Annotated in this window: 15 protein-coding genes; 12 read left to right on the forward strand and 3 right to left on the reverse strand. The window is 33.1% G+C overall.

Going from position 1 to position 18634, the window contains the following annotated elements:
* Nucleotide 1 precedes the first annotated feature (1 nt).
* From E0F76_RS07310 to E0F76_RS20005, 3 genes are all read left to right on the forward strand, one after another.
* Nucleotides 2-1846: a heavy metal translocating P-type ATPase gene (locus E0F76_RS07310; RefSeq protein ID WP_132003564.1), complete on the forward strand. Its 1845-nt coding sequence runs from the start codon at nt 2-4 to the stop codon at nt 1844-1846.
* 122 nt (nt 1847-1968) lie between these two features.
* The gene (locus E0F76_RS07315) at nt 1969-3096 is read left to right on the forward strand and encodes an efflux RND transporter periplasmic adaptor subunit (protein ID WP_132003567.1); all 1128 of its coding nucleotides are present in this window, start codon (nt 1969-1971) and stop codon (nt 3094-3096) included.
* A gap of 149 nt (nt 3097-3245) precedes the next feature.
* Nucleotides 3246-3332: an SHOCT domain-containing protein gene (locus E0F76_RS20005; RefSeq protein WP_132004013.1), complete on the forward strand. Its 87-nt coding sequence runs from the start codon at nt 3246-3248 to the stop codon at nt 3330-3332.
* A 389-nt stretch (nt 3333-3721) separates the two neighbouring features.
* On the opposite strand, the gene E0F76_RS07325 is transcribed toward E0F76_RS20005, so the two are convergent.
* Genes E0F76_RS07325 through E0F76_RS07335 form a run of 3 tightly spaced genes read right to left on the reverse strand, consistent with a single transcriptional unit; the run spans nt 3722 to nt 6578 of the window.
* Nucleotides 3722-4948 (reverse strand): hypothetical protein, encoded by a 1227-nt coding sequence (locus E0F76_RS07325; protein WP_132003570.1) that lies wholly within the window; start codon nt 4946-4948, stop codon nt 3722-3724.
* The gene (locus E0F76_RS07330) at nt 4945-5385 is read right to left on the reverse strand and encodes a QcrA and Rieske domain-containing protein (protein WP_132003573.1); all 441 of its coding nucleotides are present in this window, start codon (nt 5383-5385) and stop codon (nt 4945-4947) included. Before E0F76_RS07330 ends, E0F76_RS07325 begins: the two co-directional genes overlap by 4 nt.
* A gap of 2 nt (nt 5386-5387) precedes the next feature.
* Nucleotides 5388-6578 carry a di-heme oxidoredictase family protein gene (locus E0F76_RS07335; protein ID WP_132003576.1) on the reverse strand — a complete coding sequence of 397 codons (1191 nt, stop codon included), beginning with the start codon at nt 6576-6578 and terminating at the stop codon, nt 5388-5390.
* A 113-nt stretch (nt 6579-6691) separates the two neighbouring features.
* Here E0F76_RS07335 and E0F76_RS07340 point away from each other — a divergent pair, with 113 nt between their 5' ends.
* From E0F76_RS07340 to E0F76_RS07380, 9 genes are all read left to right on the forward strand, one after another.
* The gene (locus tag E0F76_RS07340; RefSeq protein WP_342773065.1) at nt 6692-7009 is read left to right on the forward strand and encodes a DUF6660 family protein; all 318 of its coding nucleotides are present in this window, start codon (nt 6692-6694) and stop codon (nt 7007-7009) included.
* 305 nt (nt 7010-7314) lie between these two features.
* Nucleotides 7315-7632: a DUF6660 family protein gene (locus tag E0F76_RS07345; protein WP_132003582.1), complete on the forward strand. Its 318-nt coding sequence runs from the start codon at nt 7315-7317 to the stop codon at nt 7630-7632.
* 147 nt (nt 7633-7779) lie between these two features.
* The gene (locus E0F76_RS07350) at nt 7780-12102 is read left to right on the forward strand and encodes a CusA/CzcA family heavy metal efflux RND transporter (protein ID WP_132003585.1); all 4323 of its coding nucleotides are present in this window, start codon (nt 7780-7782) and stop codon (nt 12100-12102) included.
* 9 nt (nt 12103-12111) lie between these two features.
* Complete coding sequence (locus E0F76_RS07355) at nt 12112-13389, forward strand: efflux RND transporter periplasmic adaptor subunit (RefSeq protein WP_132003588.1); 1278 nt, start codon at nt 12112-12114, stop codon at nt 13387-13389.
* A gap of 217 nt (nt 13390-13606) precedes the next feature.
* Nucleotides 13607-14074 (forward strand): MgtC/SapB family protein, encoded by a 468-nt coding sequence (locus E0F76_RS07360; RefSeq protein ID WP_132003591.1) that lies wholly within the window; start codon nt 13607-13609, stop codon nt 14072-14074.
* Nucleotides 14075-14326: 252 nt separating this feature from the next.
* On the forward strand, nt 14327-14719 hold the full coding sequence (locus E0F76_RS07365; RefSeq protein ID WP_132003594.1) for a SpoIIAA family protein: 393 nt from the start codon (nt 14327-14329) through the stop codon (nt 14717-14719).
* A 70-nt stretch (nt 14720-14789) separates the two neighbouring features.
* Nucleotides 14790-15677 (forward strand): bestrophin family protein, encoded by an 888-nt coding sequence (locus E0F76_RS07370; RefSeq protein WP_132003597.1) that lies wholly within the window; start codon nt 14790-14792, stop codon nt 15675-15677.
* Between the two features lie 5 nt (nt 15678-15682).
* The gene (locus tag E0F76_RS07375) at nt 15683-17716 is read left to right on the forward strand and encodes a heavy metal translocating P-type ATPase (protein WP_132003600.1); all 2034 of its coding nucleotides are present in this window, start codon (nt 15683-15685) and stop codon (nt 17714-17716) included.
* A gap of 264 nt (nt 17717-17980) precedes the next feature.
* Nucleotides 17981-18595 carry a class I SAM-dependent methyltransferase gene (locus E0F76_RS07380; protein ID WP_132003603.1) on the forward strand — a complete coding sequence of 205 codons (615 nt, stop codon included), beginning with the start codon at nt 17981-17983 and terminating at the stop codon, nt 18593-18595.
* The last annotated feature ends 39 nt before the right edge of the window (nt 18596-18634 follow it).

The raw sequence follows: 18634 nt of genomic DNA on the forward strand, positions 1-18634 counted from the left end.
CATGAATTACACAAAAACCTTCTTTTCACGTCAGTTTCTTTGGGAAATTGTACGGATCATAACCGTTGGTCTTGCGAGTTTATTCTTTTATCTCGACTTTATTCAACTACCAATATTAATTATTGCAATGGCTTTTGGGCTCTACTCCTTAGTAAAAACAGCTGCATTGGATATAATAAAACAACTTAAAATAGGTACCGAATTATTTATAACCATAGCGGTAATTATTTCTGTTCTCGGTAAAGAATATTTGGCAGGTGCTGTCGTACTTATGATTATTCTTATTGCCGAGTATATTGCAAGTGCCAGTACCGAAAAAGCAAGATCGTCGATTAAAGAGTTGATAGGTTCCGTTCCCAAAACGGCAATAGTAAAAAAAGACAATCAGGAATCCATAGTGCAAATAACTGATTTGAAAATCGGAGATGTTATTCTGGTGAAAGCTGGAGAAAAAATTCCTGTGGATGGTAAAGTAATTTCCGGTTCAGGTTCTGTTAATCAGGCACCAATAACAGGCGAAAGTGTTCCACAAGAAAAAACAGTCGGTAGTGATGCCTTTGCCGGAACAATACTGGAATTAGGGGCTCTGGATATTGAAATGACAAAAGCAGGTGTAGATACTGTTTTTTCACGAATCATTTCATTGGTAGAGGATGCAGAAAGTCAACAGGCACCTATTGAAAAATTTACAGACAAAGTGGCTTCCTGGCTTATTCCTGTAGTATTTATTTTTGTTGGTACAGTTTACTTTTTCACCCGTGATGTTAAACTGGTTATTGCATTGCTGATTTTTACCTCTCCTGCTGAATTAGGTTTAGCAACACCATTGGTTACCATCGCGGCCATTGCACGTGCTGCCAGAGAAGGAATTTTGATAAAAGGAGGTTTGTTTTTAGAGGAGCTTGCAAAAGTTACTACTATCGTTTTTGACAAGACTGGAACATTGACAATTGGAAGTCCTATCGTGAATAAAGTTGAAATAATAGACCCTAATTATAATGAGCAAAATTTAGTTCAATTTGCTGCTACAGTTGATAGACGTTCCAGCCATCCATTAGCAAAAGCAATCTTAAGTTACGCAGATAAATTAAAACTTACCTATGGAGAACCAGAAAATTTTGAGGTGATAAAAGGACGAGGGGTTTCTGCAAAAGTTGAGGGCAAGTCTATTTTATTAGGAAATAAACTTTTTATGGAGGAAAATAAAACTCCATTATTTAATTCTTCTGAAAATGTAACGGATACTGTTATTTACCTTTCAATCGAAAATAAACTGGCAGGTATTTTTTATATCTCAGATGCCATTCGTGAAGGTGCAAAAGAAATGATTCAAGGCTTAAGAAAAAGCGGCATAAAAAACATTGTAATGCTTACAGGTGACAATCCCGAAACTGCAAAGTATGTTTCCAATCAAATAGGAATTACAGATTACAGAGCCAATTTATTACCCGAAGATAAAATCAATATCATAAAAGAATTGCAAAAAGACGGTTCCAAAGTAGCAATGGTGGGGGATGGAATTAACGATGCACCTGCTTTAGTCCAAGCAAATATTGGTATCGCAATGGGTGCAATGGGTACAGAAACTGCAATGGAAGCAGCCGATATCGTTCTAATGCAGGATAAATTAGAGAAAATTGCCAAGGCACGCGCTATCAGTAAAAGAGCCTATCGCACCATTCGCGAAAATATTTTTGTGGGGGTGGGTGTTGTTCATGTCATTGGAATTACCCTTGTCTTACTTAAAATAATTGGACCAATTGAGGCAGCAGCTATTCATTTGCTCCCCGACACTTTAGTCTTTATTAACTCTATAAAACTCCTTCGCATTAAGATTGATGCATAAATGATTATCAATAAAATTTAAACAGCAAACCGTTTCTTAATATCAAAATAAATAAAATGAAATCGAATATTCACAACCCGAGCTTTAGTGAACAGCCAAAGCAATATCAAAATATAAAAATCATGACTAAAAATTCAATAATCACAATAATTGCAATAGTATTGCTTTCTTCCTGTGGGAATAAAAAATCAGAAAGCGAAGCGGATGCGACACCCACTATCGCAAACACAACAACACTAACCGATGCACAAATAAAAAATGCAGCGATTCAAACCGGTAAAATCGAGCAAAAGGAAATTTCTGCAATATTAAAACTGAACGGAAAAACAGAAGTTCCACCACAAAATTTAGTGTCTATAAGTGTACCAATGGGCGGTTATTTAAAAAGTACCAAATTGTTAGAAGGAATGTATGTAACCAAAGGACAAGTTTTGTGTGTGGTGGAGGACCAACAATATATCCAACTGCAAGAAGATTATCTTTTGGCCAAAGCAAAAATCGGATATGCTAAAGCTGAATTTGAACGTCAAAAAGATCTTAATCAAAGCAAAGCCAGTAGTGATAAAGTTTATCAACAAGCACAAGCTGAATACAATTCACTATCTGTAATGGTACAATCGTATGGTGAAAAATTAAAATTCGCAGGAATTAATCCAAATAGTCTATCTACAAAAAATATTTCAAAAAGTATTAATATATATTCACCTATAAGCGGTTATGTATCAAAAGTAAATGTAAACACAGGAAAATATGTAAATCCAAGCGATATTTTATTTGAAATTGTAAATCCTTCAGATATACATTTAGCATTAACTGTTTTCGAAAAAGACATCAATAAACTGGCTATTGGTCAATCGGTATTAGCTTATACCAATACCAATCCAGAGAAAAAATACCCATGTAAAATCGTTTTAATTGGTAAAGATTTTTCAGAAGATCGAAGTACTATAATAAACTGCAACTTTACCAATTCTGATAAATCTTTATTGCCTGGTATGTATATGAATGCAGTAATTGAAGTTAAAAGCCAGCAATCTAATGTTTTACCATCGGATGCTATAGTAAGTTATGAAAACAAAAATTATGTTTTTGTTGCCAAAGCCAACAAGCAATTTGAAATGAAAGAAGTAACAACAGGAAATGCAGAAAACGGATTTACAGAAATTGTTTCTGATGATTTGAATGAGGCAACTGTTGTGATAAAAGGGGCTTACGCACTTTTGATGAAAATGAAAAATGTGGAAGAATAAAAAACGTTAAAGTACATTATGAGACGACAAAATATTTAAAATCTAATTCTTTGATCCATAAGGGATGTTTGTTTTAAAAAGCAAACATCCTTTTTATTTATACATATGTATATAACATATTTCTCAAAAAAACCAAAGTAAATCAATGAATCACCTATAGAAATTTTAAAAGGAGATACGCAAGTGGTGAAATCACAAAAGAACAATTTGAAGATATGAAAAACAATATTTCTTAAATACGGTGTCGCAAATGGAAATATGTTCCAATACTATTCACAAAATAAAATGCGCTTTTTTTTTTCGGACTGCCTCCCGTGTTACTTCTTTTACTAATCAGGCTTTAGTAGTAATTTTAAACGTAGTCGGAATGCAAAAAATGAAAATTTAAAGAAATACAATGTTTAAAAGTCAAAAGATTAGTTTGCACTACTCTATTTTTGTTTTAAATGGGTGTTTAGTGAATTTCATATTGATACATGCTAAATAGTTCCAAATAAAAAAGCCACGAACGCGGCTTTTAGTTTACTTTTTTGTTGAATTAACATATTCGTTAAAACTGTAATGATTATACTCAATTCAGACGGTTTTCATCAAAATAACCATAAATTTATACTGGACAACACAATTAAAAATAAGTAGAAATCCCAATGTTAAATCCAGCAGTACTTGCAGGCGGATTTCCTAAAATATCGGTTTGCTTCTGAAAGCGGTAATTTAGTCTAAACACAGTTTGTGAGGACGGACGGAAACTTACCGCAGGCATTACACTCCAAATATCTTCTCTAATATTCCCTCCAGTCTCTTTAAAAGTCCCTACGTTCCAGTCCACATACTCCATGCGACATGCAATATTTAATACTGCATTTTCCCATCCTAAAATGGTGCTTTTAAGGATTGGTTGAACTACATCCATAAAGCCACCACATTGCTTGTTTCCAAATTGTTGACCGTATGTTTCTGGAACATCTACTTTAATCCATGCCCATTCCCCTGTTATAAATGTTTTTACTTTTGGCAAAGTAGTGTTAAAGTCTATGGCAAAAACATCAACACGTCGTTTGGTGTCTATAATCACTCCGTCATCTTGGTATTTATTATAAACTCCTCCCATATAAGACAATCCCAATTCTCCAATTTTACTGTTTCGAACAGCAATTTTCCCTGTAAATAAAGGCAAACCACTATTTATTTCTTCAAAACGTTCCGCGTTATTTTTGGCAGCAGGAAGGAAGGTTTTGTTTTCCTCATTTTCAATGATCGAATTGTCGAAGTTTCCTGAAAAATAGGCCTCATATCCAATCATCCAATTGTTCGAGTATTTTTTTCCAAAAAGCCCAGCCCCGACATTGCTAAAAGTACTCGGTAACATTTGTGTTGCTGAAATGGGTCTGTCGCTAAATTCCCATTTTGGACCATCATGATTCTGATTAAAAGCCCCAATAGGGTTCATGATTATTCCTCCTCTAAAATTAACCAAGGGATGAAGTTCAACATCGACAGAGGCGAATTCTATGGCAATTTCTTTTCCACCATCTTCAAATTCGATTTCGCTTAAAAATTTCACGCGTTTGCTGATTGCCGATGACATAAATATGGTTAATCGTCTGGCTTGAAATTGATGTCCTTCGGAAACACCATCTGTGGAAAGACGTTGCCAATTGGCTTCCATATAACCTCCAACAGCTATGGGTGTTTTTCCAATATTTAAAAAAGGACGATTGTAAACAGCATCCATATTCAACGCCTGTTTTGTACTGTCTTTCGGTGTTCTTTTTAGTAAACTGGTATCAATTTGGGAATAGGAATTTAAAGAAAACAAAAGTGCGAGTATATAGAGGAATTTTAATTTCATTTTAATGATATTTTAAGGGTATTGTTAGCTATGGTAATTGGAAAATTTCTTAAATTTCTATCTGCGGGTCCGTTTTCCACGGTTCCTTTATTACTAAATTCACTTCCGTGGGCAGAACATTGTAATTTATCTCCAAAAACTTGTAATTCGGCTCCTTGATGAGAACATTCCATAAACAAGGCGCTATAATTACTTGCGTCAAATCGGTAAACACAAATGGGGAATTTCAGTTGCTCGTTCTGAATGATTATGTATTTTTTATATTCTATTGTCCCATTTTTTTTTATCACAAAATCAGTTATTGGAACTAAAATATCGGAACCGCTTATCTCTTTTGCCAAAACTTGGGATGAACTACAGCTTTGCAAAACAGTAAGAGACGTGAGTCCGGCTAAACAACCGAAACCACAAGTTTTTAAAAATTCTTTTCTGTTCATGATTATAAAGATTTCATAAATTTCAGCAAGGCTGCTTTATCGGATTGTGTTAGATTTTGATAGTTTATTTTACTGGCAGTCGCTTCTCCACCATGCATTAAAATGGCTTCTTCTACACTTCTGGCTCTTCCGTCATGCATTAGAAAAAAATTTCCTCCTTGTGAATTCCCTGAAAGCCCAAGTCCCCACAAGGCTGGTGTTTTCCATTCATAGGTTTTAGCATTTCCTTCGGTATAATTATCATCTAATCCACTTCCCATATCGTGTAATAATAAATCGGTATAGGGAGCAAATGTTTTGTAAGAAAGCGCGGCAATTGGTGAGTTTCCTGTTTTTAATTCCGTTTTATGACAACCAGTACAATTAATTTGGTTGAAAATTGCTGCTCCTTGATTCACAACCGCATCGTTTTGATTGCGTTGAATAGGCGCTTTTAAGGTGCGTAAGTAAAACACAACATCGTTTACGGTACTGGTGGCAACTTCAGGATCAATTTCCAGATGGCTATACGTATCAATAGGTCTGAAGATAGATGTTATTCCCATATCCTGATTGTAAGCATTTGCCGTTTGATGCAATAAACTATGGGCTGCTGCTTTTTTACCATATCGACCAATGTATTTTCCATTTTGAGAAATAGCATTTGATGATGGGATTACAAAATCAGGAATGTCAATCCAGTTTGGAACACCTGATATTCCATCGCCATCCATATCATTTGGATCTGCCATTGCTAAGATATCAGCATCTGAAAGCGCCTCTAAAAAACCTAAACCAGTAGTTGCTGGGGCTGTAAATTTTGTAAATGTAGCGCCAAATGGAACTTGTTCAGGAAAATATCCAGGTAACGATCTGTTTTGTAATTGTGGGCCACCTTGGTTCAGGAATAGGTTTCCTGTTTCATCTATTTGCCCGAAACGGGTAAGTATGGTAGAAGGATGTCCTTTACCATCACCAGTATGACAACTGACACAACTTGTTGAAACATAAGTTGGCCCAAGTCCTGTCCCTCTAGTAAATACCTTACTAAAGGCTTCGTCCCCTCTTAAAAATCGAGCAGACTCTTCATGAGAAAGTCCTTCTACGGTTCCGTCTAAAACGGTATCATCAGCAGGAATTTCAGTATAATTAGTCTCGCAAGATGTAAAAGCGACACTTGATAGTAATATAGTAATTAGAAAGGAATTTTTCATTTGGGAAAATTAAATTTTAGACAAATCTAAATAAAAATTTATAAATACATAAAAATAAATTAAAAGATTTCTAAATTTAAAATTCTGTAAATTTTATTATTACTTTTACATCTGTGAAATCGATAAACACCATAGTTTCAATTATTCTTCTAATACTTTCCTGTATGCCTTGTGCAGATGCGGAAACAGTGGTTTCGTACAATAAAGTCACAATCAGTAATCAATCAAATCAACACCAAGATAAAGATGCTTGTTCTCCTTTGTGCATTTGTAGCTGCTGTGGTTGTCAAGGTTTCGCTTACAATACCATCTACAATTATAATTTCATTTCTGTCAAAAATACAATTGACAAAAAAACACCCGAATACAAATCACTTCTTACTTCCAATTTCTTCGGAAGAATTTGGCAACCGCCACAAATTAATGCTTAATTTTTTTTTGATTAATAAAAGAAGACAATTCTAATAGACTTGATGACCAATTCTTCTTTATTTTAAATTAATTTTATTTATTTTTTAATGGTAAAACAAAAAACTAAAAAACAGAACAAACCAAAACCTCAACCCAAAACTAAATCCAAAAAACCAATAACAGCATACACCGTTATTCGCGTCATAATAATAACTATCATTTGCTTTATTTTACTATTGGGAATAGCAACAAGGGTTTGGCATTATTATAAAAATCATTTCAAATAATTAACAATCATAAAAATAAAAATCTTATTTTTACAGTCTTGAAATTTACAAACGCCATATTATCAATAATTATTCTATTACTTTCCTGTATGCCTTGTGCAGACAAGGAACAAGTTGGTTCGTTTGAAAAAATTACAGCAATTCATAATTCAACACAACATCAAGATAAAGATGCTTGCTCACCTTTATGCATTTGTAGCTGCTGTGGTTGCCAAGGCTTCGATTACAATTCAATTTATGTATATAATCTCTTTTCTGTCAAAACAATAATTGACAAAAAAGTACCAGAATACAAATCAATTTTCACTTCCAATTTCTTCGGAAGTATTTGGCAACCGCCACAAATTAATGCTTAATTTTTTTTTTATTAATGATTAAATGAATAGCGATTAATGACTTGTACATTAATCAAACTAGTCTTTTTCATTAATTACTTTACCGTATTTGATAGATTCAAATGCTGTGATTTATAAATCAATATTAAACATTAATCCTTTACAATAGTGTTAGACAAAATCATCCATTTTAGTATAAATAATAAATTCATCATTGGTTTGATGACTTTATTTCTCATTATTTGGGGAGTTTGGAGTGCATCCAAATTGCCCATCGATGCAGTACCAGATATTACAAACAATCAGGTACAAATCATTACGCTTTGCCCTACTTTGGCAGGACAAGAAGTAGAACAGTTAGTAACGTTTCCAATAGAACAAAGTATTGCAAATCTTCCTGATTTAGAAGAAACCAGAAGTATTTCCCGCTTTGGTTTATCGGTAATCACAGTCGTTTTTGATGATGATGTCAATATTTATTTTGCACGACAACTCATTAGTGAACGACTTAAGGAAGCCATTAGCCAAATACCTCAGGGCATCGGAACCCCAGAATTAGGTCCGGTAAGTACTGGGCTTGGCGAAGTGTATCAATACATTTTACATCCAAAAAAAGGTAGTGAGAAGAAATACTCTGCTATGGACTTGCGTACGATGCAGGACTGGATAGTAGCGAGACAACTAAACGGCACACCCGGAATTGCCGAAATAAATAGTTTTGGTGGTAAACTAAAACAATATGAAGTTGGCGTTAACCCTAACCGCTTAAGAGCAATGGGTGTAACGATTCCCGAAATTTTTACAGCTTTAGAAAAAAACAATCAAAATACGGGTGGAGCTTACATTGACAAAAAACCAACTGCCTATTTTATTCGTGGTGTAGGTTTAGCCACTTCCCTAGAAGACGTTAAAAATATTGTTGTAAAAAGCAACCCAACTGGTGTTCCTATTTTCATAAAAGATGTTGCCGATGTACAATTTGGTAGTGCAGTACGATATGGAGCTATGACCTATAACGGAAAAGTAGATGCAGTTGGTGGTATTGTTATGATGCTTAAAGGAGCTAATAGTAATGAAGTGGTACAAAGGATTAAAGACAAAATGATCATAATACAAAAATCATTACCTGATGATGTAATCGTTGAACCATTTATAGATAGAAGTACATTTGTAAACCGTGCCATTTCTACAGTAGAAAAGAACCTAGTTGAAGGAGCATTAATTGTAATTTTCGTTTTGGTATTATTCCTTGGGAATTTACGAGCTGGGCTTATCGTAGCTTCTGCAATACCACTATCGATGTTATTTGCATTGGGTTTGATGAAAGTTTTTGGAGTAAGTGCTAACTTAATGAGTTTGGGGGCAATTGATTTTGGTTTAATTGTAGATGGTGCCGTAATTATTGTGGAAGCCTCTTTGTATTTTCTGGAACACAATAAAAGCAAAACGAAACTCACTCAAATACAAATGGATGTTGCGGTTGAAAACAGTGCTAAAAAAATGATGAGTAGTGCTGCCTTTGGTCAAATTATCATTATGATCGTATACTTTCCTATCCTATCTTTAGTAGGTATCGAAGGAAAGATGTTTGGGCCAATGGCAAAAACGGTTTCCTTTGCAATTATAGGCGCAATGATACTTTCATTAACCTACATTCCTATGATGAGTGCCTTGTTTTTACCGAAACACATCAGTCATAAAAAGACGTTTTCTGATAAAATGATGGATTTTTTATATAGCAAATATAAACCACTTTTAGAAAAAGTGATTGCTATAAAATACAAAGTCGTTGGTATTACTGTCGCTTTATTATTGGTTACATTTTTTATTTTTAGCAAAATGGGAGGTGAATTTATTCCCACATTAGCTGAAGGAGATTATGCTTTTGAATTTAAAATGCCGATCGAAACTTCTTTATCCCAAAGTATTGAAACCTCGATGCAAGGCGCAAGAATTGTAAAACAATTCGATGAAGTAAAAATTGTAGTTGGTAAAACTGGCGCTGGAGAAGTACCTACAGATCCAATGCCGCCCGGAGCGACTGATATGATGATAATTCTGAAACCGCAAGACGAATGGAAATCAGGTAGGTCCTATGATGAATTGGGTGATGCTATTGAAGAAAAATTAAGCGTGATTCCAGGGGTTTTTATTGAAAAAAGCCAACCTATTCAAATGCGTTTCAATGAATTAATGACGGGAATCAAACAAGATGTTGCCATAAAAATATTTGGAGAAAACTTGGATAGTCTGTCCGTATATGCAAAAAAAGTAGAAAGTGTAATAACAAATATAAAAGGAGTTTCTTCTCCACAAGTAGAACAAGTGGCCGGATTACCACAAATAAACATTGAATATGACCGATTACGTATTGCAAATTATGGTTTAAACATTGAAGACATTAACAGTATTGTAAGTACGGCTTTTGCAGGAAAAGCAGCAGGGGTTGTATACGAAGATGAACGAAAATTTGATTTGGTAGTGCGATTAGATAGTACCTCAAGAAGAAGCATCGATGATGTGAATAATCTATTAATACCAATATCAACTGGAAACCAAATTCCCTTATCGCAAGTTGCGAAAGTAGACTTTAAACTAGGCCCTGCACAAATAAGCAGAGAAGCAGGAAAGCGCAGAATTGTTGTTGGCTTTAATGTACAAGACAGAGATGTGCAAAGTGTGGTACAAGAAATTCAAGCCAAATTAGCGAAAGATGTAAAATTACCTTCAGGTTATTATTTTACTTATGGTGGAACATTTGAAAATTTACAAAAAGCAACCAATCGTCTATTGATTGCCGTACCAATATCGTTACTGTTAATCTTTATGCTCTTGTATTTTACATTCAATTCTATGAAACAAGCAAGTTTGATATTTTCTGCAATCCCTATGAGTGCTATAGGGGGCGTATTTGCTTTACTTCTTCGTGGAATGCCTTTTAGTATTTCTGCAGGGATTGGTTTTATCGCTTTATTTGGAGTAGCAGTATTAAACGGAATTGTACTGGTAGGCACATTCAACCAACTCGAAAAAGAAGGTTGGGATGATGTTATAAAACGCGTTATCGAAGGGACAAAAATAAGATTGCGACCGGTATTAATGACAGCTACTGTGGCTTCATTAGGTTTTTTACCAATGGCATTATCGCACAGTGCAGGTGCCGAAGTACAAAAACCATTAGCAACTGTCGTAATTGGAGGATTGCTTTCAGCTACGTTTTTAACCTTATTTGTATTGCCTTTACTTTATATTATATTCAATACAAAAATGAATTTAAAAAGAAAACCAAAAGTGAAATCAATTGTAACTATTTTAGTTATTGGATTGTTTCTTTCATTTACTAGTGGTCAAGCACAATCACGAAAATCCATTGATGAAGTTTTGAATCTAGGTTTAAAGGAAAATTTACAATACAATATCAATCAGTCCCAAATCTCAAAAAATCAGCTATTGATAAAAGGAAACAAGGAATTTCCTAAAACAGGCATTTTTGTAGAAAATGAAGATTTGCGTCCTTCTGATAAAACAGGTGTTTGGAAAATTGGCTTGCAACAAAGTTTCTATATGCCGCAAGTAAATCAATCCAAGAAAAATTATTACAAAGAGCAAACTAAATATTTTGAAATAAATAAAGATGCAATAAATACAGAACTGAAAAAGAATATCCGTTCTGTATACTATCAATTATGGTATTTACAGGACAAGACAGCTTTGTATCAACGATTAGACACTATTTATATTGGTTTGTTAAAAACAACTGTCTTAAAAGTAAAAACTGGAGAAAGTGCCGGTATCGAAAAAATTTCGGCTAATGTAAAACTAAAGGAAATTGAAACAAATATCACTCAACTTAAAAAAGAAATGCTGGTACAGCAACAAGTATTGATGCAATTGTTGAATAATTCCGAAATAATTTTACCACTGGATAACTCTTTAGAAAAATTAGAATATAGTTTACAAAGTACATCAGAAAACCATCCGAATCTTCTTTTATTACAGCAAAATGTAGCTATTGCCAATAGTGAAATCGCAATCCAAAAAAGTAATCGCTTGCCAGAGTTTTCTGGTCGTGTTTTTTCACAAAAATTATATGGTGTTGAAGATCCATATACTGGTTTTTCATTTTCAACTTCATTCCCAATATTTGGAAGTGGCGCCAATAGAAATAAAATAAGAGCGGCTAAAACCGAAAAAGAAGTACAAGAACAAAAGTTGCAATATCAAACGCAAATACTAAAATCTTCTTTAATGCAACACCAGACTGAAGTCGAAAAAAGCATTTCGGGTTTGCAATTTTACGAAACTTCGGGATTACATCAAGCAGAAGAAATTATTAAAGCAGCTAACCAATCCTATCAAGCAGGAGAAATTAGTTATTCAGACCTCTCTTTGTATTTAAGCCAAGCTATTGAAATTCGAAAAAATTATTTAGACAATTTAAATGCGTACAATCAAGCGATTATAGAATACAATTATTTTACAAACAAATAAAAATAAAAAATGAAAACTTTTAAAATAAAACATAAGAATTACTTGTTGCCATTTGCTTATAGTTTACTACTTATGGCATTTTTCACTACTTTAATTGCTTGCGGCAATAAGGAAAAAACAGAAAACATTGAAAATCCAAAAGTTGAAAGCAAAGAAGCTGAATCTACAATTGCTTCACTATCAGTCGAACAGATAAAAACAGTAGATATACAATATGGAAATATTGAACAAAAGCAATTATCGGCAACTCTCAAAGTCAATGGCGCATTACGTGTTCCTAATAATTATAAAGCCAATGTAACTTCGTTGTATGGTGGCGTTATAAAAACTATAAATGTACAATTGGGCGATTTTGTAAAGAAAGGACAAGTAATAGCTACAATTGCTAATCCACAATTCATACAATTGCAGGAAGAGTATTTAAGTACTACCAGTAAAATAATATTTTCTGAACAAGAAGTAGCAAGACAAAAAGAGCTAAACGAAGGAAATGCAGGAGCATTAAAAAATTACCAGAGTGCTAATGCAGAACTAAAATCAATGCGAACTCGCAGAGCTTCGTTACAACAACAAATCCAATTAATGGGTATCAATCCTAATAGTTTAAATAATAGTAATTTGCGTTCGGCATTGTCGGTTACAAGCCCTATTAGTGGCACTATCAGTAATGTGTATTCTAATATTGGAAGCTATGTTGATGTTTCTTCACCTCTTGCCGAAATTGTAGATAATTCTCAATTACATTTAGATTTAAACATATTCGAAAAAGATTTGCCATTGATAAAAATAGGACAAATAATCCATTTTAGAATAACTAATAATTCGGGAGAAGATTATAATGCTAAAGTATATTCAATAGGTGCAGCATTCGAGAATGAAAGCAAAAGTATACCAATTCACGCCACTGTTCAAGGCAATAAATCAGGATTAATAGACGGGATGAATATAACCGCCATTGTAAGTTTAAATGATGTTACAACAACTGCTATTCCAAACGAGGCTATTGTGAGCACAGATGGCAAAGACTATATTTTTGTTGTTATCAACAAACAGGCAGAAAAGGAAAAACCCGAAGGTGCTAAAGTAAAAAACGAAAACATAGCAAAAAGTAAGGTAAAAGAACCTGAAAATGTCAATTTTGAAAAAATTGAAGTTGCAAAAGGCGTTTCTAATATGGGATACACTGCAATAACATTAGTAAAAGATATTCCTGCTAATGCAAAAATTGTAATCAAAGGTGCATTCTTTGTAAATGCAAAATTGACAAATAAAGGAGAAGAAGAATAAAAAATTTTTATATGTATTAACTCCTGTGATCTCTACCCTAAAAAATAGAGATTACAGGATTATTTAACACTTTAATTTTAAAAAATATTATTTAGTACTTTACATTGGGCAGGTCTTTTTGGGAAAATAACGGTAATAGACTTAGACGAAAACCATTAAAAAATTATAGCCTATAATAATCTACTTTTTAAAAACACTTAATTTATATAAATTAATAATGGATATAAATGCGGAATTAATTATAGTTTCAAAACTTATCATTTCCTTTTTTTTAGGTGCTTTCATAGGTTTTGATAGAGAAAAACACGGTCGGGATGCTGGAATTAGGACTTATGCAGCCGTTTGTATTGGAGCAACTTTATTTACAGCTATCGCAGCACACTTAGTCAACAATCAAGGAGAGACTTTAAGAGTAATAGCAAATATTATTACAGGTATTGGTTTTCTTGGTGCGGGAATTATTTATCGTAACAACAGTGTAGGAACATCTCATGGGTTAACAACTGCTGCTACAATTTGGTGCACTTCAGCAGTAGGTGTTGCAGTGGGATTAAATATGTTCATAATTGCTATAGTCGCATCATTAGCCTTATATTTTTTACTTTCATTACATCACCAAAAATGGTATTTAAAATGGAAGCAAAAAATGGTACATGAGTACGTAAAAGAAAATGACGATAATTAAACATAACTATTATTTCACCTTAAAACTCTACTTCTACTAATGCTTAAACTATAAATTCATTTAAAAAAAAGAATATACTCATACTAGTAATTAGCTCTCAATAAATTATGACCTGTTAAAAGGAAAAAATGAAATTTGAATACTAGAAAAAATCAATGTTTTTGATTAAGATTTACAACAACTAATAAGAGAAATTAAATAACTAATGAATTCATAGTAAAATAATTTCTATAAACTTTAAAAATATTAATTATGCTACAACTTTTAGATTTTACAGGTAAAAATATCATAGCTACAAGAGCTAATGATTTATTAGGCCTTAGAGATTATGAAAAAATACACCCATTCATTCATAATATAATAGGTACTGGAGAAAAAGTTCGATGGTACTTTGAAATGGATGATGGTTCTATTTCTAATTCAACTGGCTTTTGGGAAGACGGTATACTAGAATTTAATTATGGAAAAATGAATTTTAAACATACTACAGATATAGAAAAAATTGCTTTAGTAGGTACAAAAAAATGGGAAAACTGTATGCGTTCAATTATGAAACCATTTACAAAAGCAACAGTGATGTATTTTGACTTGCCTGACAGAGAAAAAGCAAAAGAATGGATTATAAATTCAGATGAAGATTTTTAATTTTTTTTAAAAATATTAAATTAAAAATCTATTTACTACATAAAAAATTATAAACACAATAATAAATAGTATGCTTGTTAAAAATAATTATAATTCGATTTTATATTTTTTAAAATATATGTGGTTTGATATTTTAATCATAATAATATATGCAATTATTGTTGGGACTATAGATCATAACACATTTCTTAAAAAAATATCAATTCCGTTACCAATAACAGCTATTACAGGAACAATTGTATCTTTATTGTTAGCATTTCGAACTGCACAATCTTATGATCGCTGGTGGGAGGCAAGAAAAATATGGGGTGAAATCGTCAACGATTCAAGAACTCTCATCAGACAAATAAAACAATTTCTACCAAATACTGATAGCGATAAAGAACTTATAGACTTTGCTGAAAGACAAATTATATGGTGTTATGCCTTATCAGATAGCCTACGAAAAAAACAATTTTCAACAATTGTTTCTTTATATTTAGAAAAGAATAAAATAAAAGCTAATAACATCCCTGCAAAATTACTAAACGTACATTGTGAACAGTTAGCTTCACTAGCAACAAAATTTAACTTAAATGATAATAAGCAAGTACAGATTGACACGACAATTTCAAGATTAAATGATGCAATGGGAAAATGTGAACGAATTAAAAATACAGTTTTTCCAAAATCATACAGTCTACTAATTCACTTTCTTATATATGTTCTTGCATCTATATTACCATTTGGCTTGGATGATAATTATCCTGTTCTCGAAATTTTCTTAACTATAATTATTCCGTTATTATTAATTGCAGTAGAACAAACAGCAATTATTATGCAAGACCCCTTTGAAAATCAACCTACAGATATACCAATGACTACGCTATGCGAGGTGATAGAAAATAACATTTCAGAAATTATTAGCAATAAAGCTATTGAACCTCCTAAAAATACTAATACTTATTATTTAAAATAAAACATATGAAAAATACTGAATCACAACACCACCACAAATATGATGCAAACGGCAAACAGCTTTGCTGCACATTAGAAGAAAAAATAAATAGAATAACCGATAACCAAGCAGGATGTTGCACCGTTGACTATAAATCTGAACATGCTGATGATGATGGACACGACCATTCAGGAGACGACCGCACTACATTTCAAATGTTCTTGCCAGCTATAATAAGTTTTATATTTTTAATTGTTGCAATTGGTTTAGACAACTATTTTACAGCAACTTGGTTTACTGGTTATGTAAGCTTATCCTGGTACTTAATAGCCTACTTATTAGTAGGTTACCCAGTACTAAAAGAAGCGTATGAAAGTATCCGGAAAGGAGAAATATTTTCAGAGTTTTTTCTAATGGGTATTGCTACCATTGGAGCTTTTGCCATTGGCGAATATGCAGAAGGTGTTGCAGTAATGTTATTTTATGCTATTGGCGAAATTTTTCAAACATTGGCAGTTCAAAGAGCTAAAAAGAACATCAAATCGCTGTTAGATCAAAGACCCGATACAGCAACAGTAATGGAGGGAGAAAATGCCGTTTCTAAAAAAGCGTCAGAAATTACTATTGGAGAAATTATCCAATTAAGACCTGGTGAAAAATTAGCTTTAGACGGAAAATTACTTTCAGACAATGCTTCATTAAATACAGCAGCTTTAACAGGAGAAAGTAAACCGGATACCAAACAAAAAGGTGAAATTGTACTTGCAGGTATGATTAATCTTAATACCGTTGTATTAGTGGAAGTTACTACAGCATACACAGACAGCAAATTGTCCAAAATATTACAAATGGTTCAGGATGCAACGGCTAAAAAAGCACCAACCGAATTATTCATTAGAAAATTCGCCAAAATATATACTCCAATAGTCGTAGTATTGGCAATAGGAATTTGTTTACTCCCAATGCTATTTGTCGAAAACTATAATTTCAACGATTGGTTATACAGGGCATTAATTTTCTTAGTTATCTCCTGTCCTTGTGCGTTGGTTATTTCCATTCCATTAGGCTATTTCGGTGGTATTGGAGCAGCAAGCAAAAATGGAATTTTATTCAAAGGGTCTAATTTTCTTGATATAATGGCAACTATTAAAGTAGTCGTTATGGACAAAACAGGAACATTGACCAAAGGCGTTTTTAAAGTTCAAAAAGTAGTTGCTGTAGGTATTCCTGAAGCCGATATAGTAAAATATACAGCAGCACTCGAAACCAAATCAACACATCCCGTTGGAACGGCTATTATAGAATATGCAAAAGGCTCAGAAAAAAAGGTAAAAGTAACTGATGTAGAAGAAATTGCAGGACACGGACTAAAAGGAAAAGTGGATGGTTATGAAATCTTGGCAGGAAATGTAAAACTGATGAAAAAATTCAATATCAGTTATGATGCCGGAATCGATAATACCCCTTTTACGATTATCGTCATTGCCATCAATCAAAAATATGCCGGCTACTTTTTGATTGCCGATGAAATTAAGGAAGATGCGAAAGAAGCTATAGAAAGTTTACACAAAATAAACGTCAAGACAGTAATGCTTTCAGGTGATAAACAAGCAGTTGTTGATGCTGTTGCCAAAGAACTAAACATTGACCAGGCTTTCGGGGATTTATTACCTGAGCACAAAGTTCAGAAGGTAGAAGCACTCAAAAAAGAACATCTACACATTGCTTTTGTTGGCGATGGGGTAAATGATGCGCCAGTGGTCGCCCTTGCCGATGCCGGAATTGCAATGGGTGGTTTAGGAAGTGATGCCACCATCGAAACTGCCGACATTGTAATTCAAAACGACCAGCCTACTAAGATTTTTACAGCAATAAATATTGGTAAAAAGACCAAACAAATTGTGTATCAAAATATTGGTTTAGCATTTGCAGTAAAAGCAATTGTTCTTGTTCTTGGCGCTGGCGGTTTAGCTACTATGTGGGAAGCCGTTTTTGCTGATGTTGGAGTGGCTTTACTGGCGATTTTGAATGCCGTTAGAATTCAGAGGATGAAGTTTTAAAGTTAGTTATTCAATTCAAAAAAGGATGTTTGTTGAAAATACGAGCATCCTTTTCTCGTAAGAAACACTTGCTAATGAATCTGTTGAGAAATCATTCAGACCTCCTACTATTTCCTGAAATAAATTCCTACATTGGTAATCTAATAAAAGTGACACCAATTTCATTGTTTTAGCCGAGGCAAGTGTTGTAATAAAAGGCGTTTACGCACTTTTGATAAAAATAAAGAATGTGGAAGAATAAAGATCTTAAGTAAAAATTAAAATATGGAAAATAATAAATCACATTGGGAAAATGTTTTTGCAACTAAAAATCCAAATGAAGTAAGCTGGACACAAAAATATCCAAAAACAGCTATGACTTATTTAGAAAATTTAAACCTATCAAAAACGGCTAATATTATTGATATTGGCGGAGGAGATAGTAATTTAGTAGACGTCTTATTAGAAAAAGGATTTCAAAATATTTGGGTTTTGGATATTTCAGAATTTGCGTTAGAAAGAGCAAAACAGCGTTTGGGAGATAAAGCTGATTTAGTTCATTGGATTGTTGCAGACATAACAGAGTTTAAACCAGAAGTGAAATTTGATTTTTGGCACGATAGAGCCGTTTTTCATTTTTTAACAAGTGAAGTGAGTATTGATAAATATAAAACCATAATAGAAAATGCAGTCAATAAAGAAGGGAACTTTCTATTAGGAACTTTTTCAGAAAAGGGACCATTAAAATGTAGCGGACTAGAAATAAAGCAGTACTCTGAAAATTCAATGAAGCATACTTTTAGCGAAAGTTTTGAAGCTGTTAAATGTTTTACAGAAAATCATACTACACCTTTTGATACGGTTCAGAACTTTCAATTTTGTGGGTTCAAAAAAATATAATTAATGGAGCATAAGCATAAATGTATTCAATTGGGATAA

The organism is Flavobacterium cellulosilyticum, from assembly GCF_004349355.1.
In the GTDB taxonomy this organism is placed as follows: Bacteria; Bacteroidota; Bacteroidia; order Flavobacteriales; family Flavobacteriaceae; genus Flavobacterium; species Flavobacterium cellulosilyticum.

What these genes read in the sequence shown, in the direction of transcription:
- E0F76_RS07370 (WP_132003597.1), top strand. Translation starts at nt 14,790, where the DNA reads ATGCTTGTTAAAAATAATTATAATTCGATTTTATATTTTTTAAAATAT.
- E0F76_RS07360 (WP_132003591.1), top strand. Translation starts at nt 13,607, where the DNA reads ATGGATATAAATGCGGAATTAATTATAGTTTCAAAACTTATCATTTCC.
- E0F76_RS07375 (WP_132003600.1), top strand. Translation starts at nt 15,683, where the DNA reads ATGAAAAATACTGAATCACAACACCACCACAAATATGATGCAAACGGC.
- E0F76_RS07310 (WP_132003564.1), top strand. Translation starts at nt 2, where the DNA reads ATGAATTACACAAAAACCTTCTTTTCACGTCAGTTTCTTTGGGAAATT.
- E0F76_RS07355 (WP_132003588.1), top strand. Translation starts at nt 12,112, where the DNA reads ATGAAAACTTTTAAAATAAAACATAAGAATTACTTGTTGCCATTTGCT.
- E0F76_RS07380 (WP_132003603.1), top strand. Translation starts at nt 17,981, where the DNA reads ATGGAAAATAATAAATCACATTGGGAAAATGTTTTTGCAACTAAAAAT.
- E0F76_RS07335 (WP_132003576.1), bottom strand. Translation starts at nt 6,578, where the DNA reads ATGAAAAATTCCTTTCTAATTACTATATTACTATCAAGTGTCGCTTTT.
- E0F76_RS07325 (WP_132003570.1), bottom strand. Translation starts at nt 4,948, where the DNA reads ATGAAATTAAAATTCCTCTATATACTCGCACTTTTGTTTTCTTTAAAT.
- E0F76_RS07365 (WP_132003594.1), top strand. Translation starts at nt 14,327, where the DNA reads ATGCTACAACTTTTAGATTTTACAGGTAAAAATATCATAGCTACAAGA.
- E0F76_RS07330 (WP_132003573.1), bottom strand. Translation starts at nt 5,385, where the DNA reads ATGAACAGAAAAGAATTTTTAAAAACTTGTGGTTTCGGTTGTTTAGCC.
- E0F76_RS07315 (WP_132003567.1), top strand. Translation starts at nt 1,969, where the DNA reads ATGACTAAAAATTCAATAATCACAATAATTGCAATAGTATTGCTTTCT.